Here is a 10,348-nt window from a genome sequence, read left to right as displayed (position 1 = left end):
GGAACAAGGGTGTGGCCCTTGTTCCCACTGCCCGCCGGAGGCGCTTTTGTTTTGGGCTTTCTGTCGCGGGCCGGCGGGAAGTCCCTGTGAATATGCGCATTGGCCTCGGTGGGTCACTGGTGAGCGCGGATCAGGGGTGGTTCTGGGGTAATTCGCATACCTGCAATATCAATTTCCAGTCAACCGGATCACCCGGCTACTCTGGTTGTCGTAAAAGGTTTGCATAACTTGATTGGTCCTACTCAATCGGGCGTGTCGGAAATGGTGCAGTAAGTGGGAGTCGTGTTAGCGTCTGTGACGAGTCGCACACGGTCCGTAAGGGGGTCCGTGTGCGTGAAGAAATCGGAGACGTGATGAACAAGCTCAAGAAGACCGCTGCCGTAGTGGCCATGGTCGGCGGTCTCGGCCTTGTGGGCGGCGGGGTTGCCAGTGCCGACGACGGCCCGTTCCCGTTGGTCGACAACCTGCAGGTCGTGGAGTGCGAGCAGTACTCCGGAGGCGAAGTCGCCGCCGAAGCTCCCGTGACCGGTGGTGATCTGGAGCAGAACACCGGCAACTTCTGCTCGGCGAACAACATCGAGGGCTGATCAGGCGCTGTGGTGCCTGTGGGCGGCGTTGCCGCCCGAGGATGACTGGTGCCCCGGAAGGGTGTTGACCTTCCGGGGCGCTTTTGTTTTGGGCTTTCTGCTGCGGGCCGGCGGGAAGTCCCCGTGGAATCTGCGCATTCCTGCCTCGTCGCAGGCTCGTCGGAACGCCCTTCCTCCGGGCGCCTCATTGCCGCTGCGTGTTTATGGGGTACTGGTTTTGGGCGGGGCGCTGGCTGTGCCACCGCGCCGCCGCCGGTGGGGGGTGTGTGTCATGCGTGCCCCTGTTCTGCCGGTTCCGTGAGCGTGGATCCGGGGTGGTTCTGGGATAATTCGCATTCCTGCTATATCAATTTCCCGGTCAACCGGATCACCCGGCTACTCTGGTTGTCGTAAAAGGTGTGCATAACTTGATGGGTCCTACTCGATCCGGCGTGTCTTAAATGGTGCAGTAAGCGAGAGTCGTGTTAGCGTCTGTGACGAGTCGGACACGGTCCGTAAAGAGGTCCGTGTGCGTGAAGAAATCGGAGACGTGATGAACAAGCTCAAGAAGACCGCGGCCGTAGTTGCCATGGTCGGCGGTCTCGGCCTTGCGGGCAGCGGGGTTGCCAGCGCCAACGACGACCCGTTCCCGTTCACCATCGACAACCTGCAGGTCGTGGAGTGCGAGCAGACGTTCGACGGCGGTGCCGCCTTCGCCGCCGCTCCCACGTCCCCCCTTGGCGGCGACGTGGAGCAGAACATCGGCAACTTCTGCACGGCGAACAACATCGAAGGCTGAACCGACCTGCGGCGGAGAGGCGGGTCTCGCGCCTTCGGTGCGGGACCCGCTGCTCCAATGATTGCCGCGTCGGATGCCCCTGATCAATGTCTCTGGTGGCTCCGGGGCGATAGGGCCGGCGGCAATAATTCGCAGAACAGGAGATGTCGAGATGCTGGAAGCTCGACATCTCCTTTGTCGTTCTGGATGGAGCCACCGCGTTTTGTAGTGGCCGCGAGTCAATCCATGGAGTTACGCGTGCACAGGTTCAAGAAGATCATGCTGGTGACAACCGCTATCGGCGGTATCAGCCTGACGGGGGCCGGGGTCGCCCAGGCTCACTGCCCTGATGACGAGCAGCCCGACCCCGTCGCCATCGAAAACGCGCAGTTCCTGCACTGTGAACAGGAATTCAGCGCCTCCGTGATTACGGTCAACGCGCCGATCACCGTCCTGGGTGACAGCGTTACGAATATCGGAAATTTCTGCACGCAGGTCGCTCAAGAGCCTGGCAGTCGCTGACCCAGGGGATCCCGGGGCGGATTGAGAAATGAATGAAGCCGGATCTCTCCGTGCGTGTGCGGAGTCGATCCGGTACGGGCAGCGGCCATCCCTCCCCTGGTGGCCGCTGACTTTTTGCATATATCGAGATTGACGTTTTTTCTAGGCCCGTCCAGCCCGTACAGAGTGACGCGTTCACCAGATATCATCCGATCAGCGCAATTCACATCAGCGGTCAATGCGGGGCCATTCGGATGAAGCTTGACGGCTACTCATCCGTAAGGCGGGCGTCCGCTTGATACGGGGGTTTACTGCTGATGCAGCATCGATTCCATTCTTCTGGAGAATGGGAGTGCGAGCTGGCTCGCGCCTCGGAGGGAACATGACTGATGTAATTATCCTGCCGCGTTGCCCGGAGACGGGGAAGGCGTCGTTCCGTACTGAATCCGAGGCGAGGATCTGGCTGGTCAGGCAGCCGCTGTTGGACAGGATCCCAGATCGTATCTACCGATGCTCTGACTGTCAGTACTGGCACTTCACCGGGTCTCATCACTGGACCAGCCAGAAAATCGGGTGGCGACGAAACTACGGCAGGCGTGAAATCGCTTCCCGGCGCAACGGTGGGAAGAGAAGGAGGAACTGACTGCCGCTTCGGCCGGATCTTCCTACTTATTCGATCAGAGAGACAAAGAGATTGCGAAAGAACCTGAGCAAGGGAATGGTCGTGACCGCCGCCGCGACGGGTGTGTTGTCCCTGTATGTCATCCCGGCGTTCGCGGACTCGTCCGCCGGGGAGACCACGGGGGGCTCACTCGGCGCCCTGTCCGACACGACTGCTGTCCTGCCCGGCGACAGTGTCCTCCAGATCCTGGAGAACGGTCCCGCAAGCGCGAGCCCCAACACCGGCGACGTAAGCACCGCGCCCGACCCGGCCCCCGTGAACTCCCGCATCAACGGTCCGAACTCCAGCGGGTCGCAGGGTGCTGCCCACGACTCCGCCCCGACTGACGGACACGACAGTGGTTACGGCGACGCCGGCGACGACGACTACGACTACGACAGCGGTTACGACAGTGGCGACGACAGCGGCTACGGCGACGACAGCGGCTACGGCGACGACTTCGGCTATGGCGGCTACGGCGACACACCACCCACACAGCCCCCCACCACGCCGCCGGCGTCTCCGCCCACCATCACGCCACCGGTGAAGTCACCGCCTGCGTCGGAGCCCCCGACCGCTCAGGCCAGCATCCCGCCGCGGAAGCCACCGAGCTCGCCCCCGGCACAACCGCCCGCCCTCCCCGAGACCGGCACCAACGAGCAGGTACTGGCGGCCTCGGGCATCGCCGCGCTGCTGTTGACGAGCGGCGCCATCCTGTACCGACGAGGCCGAGCCGGGACCGGTCGATAGCGCTCCGCGCGGGTGCCGGAGGATGCGTCTCCGGCACCCGGCTCCCTCCGCCGACGGCGCGTCCTTCAGGGTGATTCCGTGCGCCCCCGGCCCACCGGTACCGGGATCGCTTGAGCGGGCGGGGCGGCGGTGCGCAGTCGGTGGCGTACTCCTTGTACGAGAGTTGCCGCCGTGAAGGTCGCTCCGTGGACGAAGCGCATGGCGGGGCCGAAGGTGGATGCCGTCAGCAGGCCTGCCAGGAACAGCCCGTGGCACGAGGACTCGAAGTCCCGCCCCACAGCGGGGGAGCCGTCGGGCGTGGATGCCAGGCTGCCGCGCAACTCGTCGGAGAGCAGGTCGAGCCGGTCCAGGGCCGCCCGGAACCCGGTGGCCGCGATCACGTGTTCGGTATCCAGGTAGCTCAGCTCCCCAGTCCGGCTCACCGTCTTCAGCCGTACGCCGCCCGGCACCGCACGGGCCGCGGCGACCTCGCGGCCGAGCAGCATCTCCACCACCGGCTCGACCCGGTCCCGCACCCACCAGGCGCCCGCCGGTCCCAGCGCCGTAGTCGCGATGCGGGTGCGGGTCGACTCGGGCAGGCGACGGAAGAGGTCCGGACGCTCGGCGTAGAACCAGTTGCGCCAGCCGCAGCCGAGGCCGCTGTGCGGGGTGCGGGCCGACTGCCACCAGAGGCGCTGCAAGGGTGGCGGCACGTCGTTCCAGCGCAGTCGCTGCGCCCGCGCCACCAGCCGTACGCGCGTGCCTAGTTCGGCGAGGAGCGCCGCTGTCTCCAGAGCTGCCTGGCCGCCGCCGATCACCGTGACGTCCATGCCGCGGAAGCGGCCGAGGTCACGATGATGGCTGCTGTGTGTGACGAGTCCGGGGTGCAGGCCGCGCAGGGGGGAAGGCACCTCTGTGAAGGGCATGACACCCACCGCCAGCGCCACCGTCCGGGCGCGCAGCACCTCTCCGTCCTCGGTGACCGCTTCGAAGCCGACCGGACCGGCCGCCACCCGGCTCACCATGCGCTCGTCCACTTCGGGCACGGCGTTGCGCGCGAACCACAGGCCGTACTCGGCGAACGTCTCCACCGGGATCGGCTCCGCGTGACGCGCCGTTAGCCCCGAGGCCGCGCAGTACGCGTCCAGACGCCAACGGCCTTCAGGGTCGGCGAGGTTGGAGGCCCATGGCTCCGACTTCAGATACATGCCGCGGGCCATGTGGGCCCGCCAGGAAGCCATGGGCCGCCCGAGGACGCGCAGGTCGAGCCCGGCGGCCGCGGCGTGCGACGCGATGGACAGGCCGTATGGGCCGGCGCCCACCACCAGCAAGTCGTACATCAGCAACTGCTCGCTTTCTCGTCGTCGGTGAGGGGCGGTGCGGCTGCCTGATGGACCACGCGTGCCGGTGCGGGTGCCGATGGGGCCGCGCGCAGCCGCTTCCGCAGTCGACGGGACACGTGGCGGCACCACAGGGTCCACATCGCCCGGCCGGGAGCAGGGTCGTCCGGGGCGTGCCAGGCCAGTTCGCGTCCGCGCCGCGCGGGCCGCAGCGCGGCGAGCGGTGCGTAGTTCTCCACCACGAACGTCCGCCCCACCAGCGGTGCGGCTGCCGGCAGAGGACGGTGCGTCAGGTCGAGATGCAGGGCGCGTACGACGTCCAGTCCGGCGGAGTCGGAGAAGAGCCGGAACTGGGCGCCGGGGCGCGGGTTGAAGTCGAGCAGGTGATAGCGGCCCGTCGTGCCACAGCGGCGGAAGTCCAGGTCGAAGATGCCGCGGTAGCCGAGCTCACCGGCGAGCCGCTCGGCGAGCTCCTGCACCTGCGGATTGGCCGTCCAGCAGCCGACGGTGGTCAGGCCCGCCCCGCGCGGCCACGCCCGCTGCTTGCGGCCCGGCCCGCCCGCGCGCACCACACCGGAACGGTCGGCGTAGCCGTGGAAGAACCAGTCACGGTTCGGACCCGGCGGCAGATAGGCCTGCAGCAGCAGCGGGCTGCCGGCCTCCTCGGTGCGCAGATACAGCTCCCGGGCCTGCTGAGCGGAGTTCACCAGCACCGTGCTGTGCAGCGTGCTGCCGGCGGGCACCAGCCAGGGCCGGCTCCACTTCGCCACCAGCGGAAGTCCCAGCCGCAAGGTGGCGTCGGCGGCCTGCTCCGGGCTGTCCGGGACCAGGGTCACCGGGTGCGCGATGTCCAAGGACGCGCATACGGCGGCCAGACCGGCCTTGTCGGCGACACGTTCGGGCAGTGCGCCGGGCCCGGCGGGCAGCAGATAGAAGGGCGCGAGTTCCTCGCGCATGCGGTCCACGGCGACCGCGCTCGCGTCGTCCATCGGGATCAGGACGGCGGGGCGCTTGATCCGGGTGGCCACCCGGATCAGCGCGGCGGCGATCTCGCGGGGGGAAGACCCGGGTGGCGGCGGGGGATGCATTTCCCGCAGGAAACGCGATCTGGCTACGGGACTTCCCGTGGAATCGGCGACCACATGCACCTCCACTCCCGCTCTGCCGAGCGAACGAACAGCGCCCAGCGTTCCGTGGTGAAAGGGATTCCGGTCGACCCGCAGCAGAACGGCGGGGACGCGGGTGTCGAGCAGCTGCACGGACCTCACTCCTTCGGATCGGCTCACCCGTGCGGGCGAGCGAAGCACTCGAAAGCCGCAACCACGGTGGCGTCATGCCATTTCATGTGACTGACTTCAAGTGACTGGATGTCAGTAATACGGAGTGTCAGTAATACGGAAAGTAATGCAGAAGACCAAGAACGGCAGCAGAAACGCCAGGGCAGAAGACAGCAGGAGAGTGGAGAAAGGAGCAGGCATGGTTCTACAGCAGTGTCGGGCCCGGACCAGGCGGCTGGCGGTCGTCGCGGCGGCGGTCGCCGTTTCGGCCACGTTGGCCTCCGGTACCGGCTTCGCAGCGGGGACGGGGCCCTTCGCCGGCCCTCCCGCTCCGATGGCGGCCACCCCGGTGCCCCCGGTGCCCGCGGTGCCCTCGGTGGGCGCGTCGGCCGCGCCGCCGGCACCGCAGGCGTCCGCGGTCACCCCGGACTTCACGACCCCGCCCGTCGCCGAGCCGTCGAAACCGGCTCTGCCGAACTCTTCCGCCGCCGCGCCGACGACCTCGTCGCCCGGCAGCGAGCGCCCCGCCTACGGCGCGTTCCTCGGCTCCGGAGTCCGGGGCGTGTACGGCATGACGGGACTCAGCAGGTGGCTGGGTGGCGCCGAGCTGCGCGTCGGTCACACCTATCTGCCGGGGGACCGTTGGAGCAACATCGAGGGCACTCACCGCTTCCTTGCGCCTTGGGCGCGCTGGCGCACGGCGAAGGACGACCGGATCTTCGTCCTCAACGTGCCCATGCAGGAGCGCAACGAGGAGGGTGTCTCCGACGCCGAGGTCAGGTTGCTGCTGCGGCAGGGCGCGGCCGGGTACTTCGACCATCACTTCCGTGCACTCGCCGAGCATCTGGTCGCGTTGGACGTGCCGGACACGGTACTGGTGCTCGGCTGGGAGATGAACGGCACGACCTACACCCATCGCTGTGGACCCGACCCGACGGCATGGAAGGCGTACTGGAACAGGATCGTCACCACCATGCGTTCGGTTCCGGGCCAGAAATTCCGGTTCGACTTCACGCCGAGCCGGGGCCGGGACGCCGTTCCCTGGACGCAGTGCTACCCCGGGGACGGCACGGTCGACATCATCGGCATGGACACGTACGACCAGCCGCGAGGAGTTTCCTTCGACGAGCAGGTGAAAGAGCCGTACGGGCTTCAAGCACAAGTGGACTTCGCGAAATCCCATAACAAGCCCATTTCCTATCCCGAATGGGGGCTCTTCCGTAACGGGGACAACGTCGAATACATGCGGCGGATGCTCGCCTGGATCGATGAGCACAAGCCGTTGTACAACACGCTGACCGACTACTGCCCGCACGGAGTCTGGCAGTGCGGGGCCAATCCCAGATCGTCCTGGGTCTACCGGTCCGCCCTTTTCGGCCGCGTGGACGAACCGGCGACTTGGCCCACAACACTGCCCACACCGGCAACGTCGCCCGTACCCACCGCACCGTTGCTGCCGACAGGCTGCTCGCCGCTGAACCTCGGCGACTTGGCCGAGCACTGGCTCGGCGGGAGGCTGTGTCTGCGTTTCGACTGGTGGTGGCGGACCCGATAGCGGCCGTCGGCGGCGGGACCCTCGCGGGTCCCGTCGCCACCGGTCCGCTCCCGGAAGCGACGCAGCAACTCCTTGCCCTGCCGCCGCGCGACCACGTCGCCGACCACCGCCGACATCAGCGGGGCCGTGCGCCGCCGGGCCAGCAGCAGCCGCTGGTTGACGACGGGTTCGGGGCGCCAGTGGCGTTTGTAGGGCTCGTCGCCGCGCAGGAGGCTCAGCGTGCCCAGTCCGCCGTTACCCGCGTGCTGACTGCATGCGTCGAGGAGTATCACGGCCACGTCCGCCTTGCGTTCCCGCAGCCGTGGATGGGCGCCGTACAGGTAGCCGCCCGCGAGCCGCCGCGACAGCAGCGTCAGGTCCACGGCCACCACGTCGTCGTCGAGCCGGAACTCGGTGACCACCGCGTCGCCGGAGCACACCATCGGTCCAACGGAGCGCACCAGGTGCTCGCAGAAGCGTGTCTGCAGGTGCTCCGACGTCACGTTCCGGCCCTGCCACTGCAGCCGGTGCAGTTCGAGCAGCCGCTGGAGCGCCGCGCCCACCCGGTCCGGCGGTACGACGTGCCGCTCCACGCCGAGTGACCTCAGCTTGCGCAGCTTGGCGCGGACCCGCTGGGCCTTGCCGGACGCCAGCCGGGACGCCAGTTCGTCCATGGGCACGGCGGGCAGCTCCAGGCACAGCGAGTCCTGGAGCCGGCGGCGCGGCCCGCTCCAGCGCTCGTAGACATGCTCGACCGCTCCGCCCGGCCGCACCTCGCGGAAATCGATGAGCGCGGTGCGGGCGGCGGCCGACAGCGCCTCGGCGAGCACGGCGGCCGCCCGGTCCGCCCGCTCGTCGTCGATGAGGACGTCCGCGTAGTCGGAGATCGCCCCGCCGAGCGGTACGAGCCTGGGCACCGGGCCGCGTCGGAGCATCAGGGGTGCGGCGGCCACGAGTTCGGCACCCTCGCGCACGAGGAGGAGCCGCAGCCGGCCGGGCTTGCCGTACGAGAGCCACCACGAGTGCAGCCAGGCGTGGTTCTGGAACGGGGTCGCCGCGCCGCACCGTTCGTACAGCCGCCCCCAACCCGGGGCCACCTCGGCGAAGGCGCGCCCGTCGGTGACGAGTTCCGTCGTGTACGCGGCCGTCACAGCTGTCCATGCACGTCGGCGGCGGTGGCCGGGCCGGGAACCGACGCAGGGCGGGCGGTGTCGTCGTCGTCTCTCTCCGTCCGCTTCGGCCGTACGAGCAGCGCCAGGCCGCCGAGCAGGCCGCCCGCGCTCGTGCCGACCAGACCGGTCACCACCGGTGACGCGGACGTCGGCTCGGTCGGCCGAACCGCCGGTGAGAACTGGACGAGTTCGACGTGGGTGCTGCCCTTGGTCTTGTTCGCGTGGCGGGTCAGCGCACGGGTGACCGCGTTGGCCATGCCGGAGGCGAGGCCTGGGCGCGGGGAGGTGGCCGAGACGGCGATCATCGGCGCGTCCGGCGAGGTGGCCGTCCGCACGTTCCGCCGCAGCGTCCGCACCGGCACGCCGGCCGACGACTGCGCGTCCCCGAGCACCGCGAGCTGCGTGGCGGCGCGGCCGTACGCCTGTGCGAAGCCGAGCGCGGAGGTCGAGTCGGAATTCTTGGTGGGTACGGCGACGACATAGCTGGTCGCCGTGTACGTCGGGGCCTTGACCGTGCCGTAGGCACCGCCGAGCAGGCCGCCGACGAGCGTGCCGGTCGCGAGTACCAACCAGGGCCGCAGGATGCCGGTGCGGGCCGTGTGGCCGGGCTGCCGGTGGAATCGGGTGGGGTTGTCGGTCATGACGAACTGGCTCCCTGGGGTGTGGGGGGCAATGAGCTGGACACCGCTGCCGTGTACACGTCCATGAGCCGGGCAGCGCTGCGGGAGATGCTGTAGCGGTGCGCGGCGTCCGCAGCCGTACGGGGCCGGGGGCCTGCCGCGCGCATTGCGGCGACGGCACGGGCGTACGCCTCGGGGCCGCCGCGCACGCGTAGGGCACCCGGGGCGGCCTGCGGAGGCAGGTCCTCGATCGCCGGGCAGGATGTGTAGAGCACGGGCAGGCCGGACGCCAGGGCCTCCACGACCGCCAGCCCGAAGGTCTCCTCCGAGGACGGCGAGGCGAGCAGGTCCATGGCGAACGTGAGTGAGGGCACGTCGGGGCCGGGGGAGGCGTCGAGAACGTTGGGGCGTTCGCCGGTGAAAAGGACGCGGTCGGCCACGCCTGCCTCGTGGGCGGTACGGCGCAGGACGCTCTCCTCCGGGCCGCCACCGACCAGCAACAGCCAGTGGTCGCCGGGGAGTCGGGCCATCGCCCGGATGAGGACGTCGAAGCGCTTGCCCGCGGTGAGGCGGCCGATCCCGCCGACGACGTAGGCATCCTCCGGCAGGCCGAGGCGTCGGCGGGTGTGGTGGCGCCGGGACTCGTCGAAGTGGAAACGGGCCAGGTCGATTCCGTTGGGGACGACCTCGATGCGAGGGGAGGGCACGCCCCAGCGTCTGAGGCGGTCGGCGACCGCGGGGGAGACGGCGACCGTGGTGTGGCCGAGGCGCTCGCTGGCGAGGTAGAGCGCGCGGACGCCCGACGTCAGGTCCCGGCCCTCCATCTGGGAGTCGCCGAGGGAATGTTCGGTGGCGACCACGGCCCTGACGCCGGCGAGTCGGGCGGCCAGCCGGCCGTAGACGCAGGCGCGATAGAGGTGGGTATGGACCAGGTCGTAACCACCCGCGCGGATCAGGCGGATCAGGCGGGGGAGCGCGGACAGGTCGTGGTTGGCGCTCATGCCGAGGTGGTGCACGCGGACGCCGTCGGCAACGATCCCGTCGGCGACGGCGCCCGGGTTGGTGAGGGCCACCACCTCGCAGTCGACGGTGAGGTGCTGCAGCAGCAGACGGAGTTGTTGTTCGGCGCCGCCGATGCCGAGACCGGTGATGATGTGCAGCGCTTTCATG

9 protein-coding genes and 1 pseudogene are annotated in these 10,348 nt (G+C 68.8%); 5 read left to right on the top strand and 5 right to left on the bottom strand.

The window, feature by feature from the left end:
- Positions 1-329 precede the first annotated feature (329 nt).
- The 4 genes from ACFU53_RS25630 to ACFU53_RS25615 all read left to right on the top strand — a co-directional run bounded on the left by ACFU53_RS25630 (position 330) and on the right by ACFU53_RS25615 (position 3,256).
- A complete protein-coding gene (locus ACFU53_RS25630; RefSeq protein ID WP_383996784.1) occupies positions 330-587 on the top strand; it encodes a hypothetical protein in 258 nt (85 codons plus the stop codon).
- 508 nt (positions 588-1,095) lie between these two features.
- Entirely contained in the window at positions 1,096-1,365 is a 270-nt protein-coding gene (locus tag ACFU53_RS25625; protein WP_383996781.1) for a hypothetical protein, read from the top strand.
- Between the two features lie 237 nt (positions 1,366-1,602).
- Entirely contained in the window at positions 1,603-1,866 is a 264-nt protein-coding gene (locus tag ACFU53_RS25620; protein WP_383996778.1) for a hypothetical protein, read from the top strand.
- 703 nt (positions 1,867-2,569) lie between these two features.
- Positions 2,570-3,256: an LPXTG cell wall anchor domain-containing protein gene (locus ACFU53_RS25615; protein ID WP_383996775.1), complete on the top strand. Its 687-nt coding sequence runs from the start codon at positions 2,570-2,572 to the stop codon at positions 3,254-3,256.
- Between the two features lie 65 nt (positions 3,257-3,321).
- On the opposite strand, the gene ACFU53_RS25610 is transcribed toward ACFU53_RS25615, so the two are convergent.
- Positions 3,322-4,575, bottom strand: coding sequence for an NAD(P)-binding domain-containing protein (locus ACFU53_RS25610; protein WP_383996772.1), 1,254 nt, complete (start codon positions 4,573-4,575; stop codon positions 3,322-3,324).
- The gene (locus tag ACFU53_RS25605; RefSeq protein WP_383996769.1) at positions 4,575-5,834 is read right to left on the bottom strand and encodes an ATP-grasp domain-containing protein; all 1,260 of its coding nucleotides are present in this window, start codon (positions 5,832-5,834) and stop codon (positions 4,575-4,577) included. The genes ACFU53_RS25610 and ACFU53_RS25605 overlap by 1 nt, the downstream gene beginning before the upstream one ends.
- 217 nt (positions 5,835-6,051) lie before the next feature.
- On the opposite strand from ACFU53_RS25605, the gene ACFU53_RS25600 reads away from it, so the two are divergent.
- Positions 6,052-7,407 carry a glycoside hydrolase family 26 protein gene (locus ACFU53_RS25600; RefSeq protein WP_383996766.1) on the top strand — a complete coding sequence of 452 codons (1,356 nt, stop codon included), beginning with the start codon at positions 6,052-6,054 and terminating at the stop codon, positions 7,405-7,407.
- 29 nt (positions 7,408-7,436) lie between these two features.
- Here ACFU53_RS25600 and ACFU53_RS25595 read toward each other — a convergent pair.
- From ACFU53_RS25595 to ACFU53_RS25585, 3 genes and pseudogenes are all read right to left on the bottom strand, one after another.
- Positions 7,437-8,537, bottom strand: a pseudogene (locus tag ACFU53_RS25595) (GNAT family N-acetyltransferase); the annotation flags it as partial.
- Positions 8,534-9,199 carry a lipopolysaccharide biosynthesis protein gene (locus ACFU53_RS25590; RefSeq protein ID WP_383996763.1) on the bottom strand — a complete coding sequence of 222 codons (666 nt, stop codon included), beginning with the start codon at positions 9,197-9,199 and terminating at the stop codon, positions 8,534-8,536. The pseudogene ACFU53_RS25595 and the gene ACFU53_RS25590, both read right to left, overlap by 4 nt.
- Positions 9,196-10,347 carry a glycosyltransferase gene (locus tag ACFU53_RS25585; RefSeq protein ID WP_383996761.1) on the bottom strand — a complete coding sequence of 384 codons (1,152 nt, stop codon included), beginning with the start codon at positions 10,345-10,347 and terminating at the stop codon, positions 9,196-9,198. The genes ACFU53_RS25590 and ACFU53_RS25585 overlap by 4 nt, the downstream gene beginning before the upstream one ends.
- Position 10,348: the final 1 nt, after the last annotated feature.

The organism is Streptomyces sp. NPDC057474, from assembly GCF_042802555.1.
In the GTDB taxonomy this organism is placed as follows: Bacteria; Actinomycetota; Actinomycetes; order Streptomycetales; family Streptomycetaceae; genus Streptomyces.
This window is presented reverse-complemented; position numbering and strand designations above follow the sequence as displayed.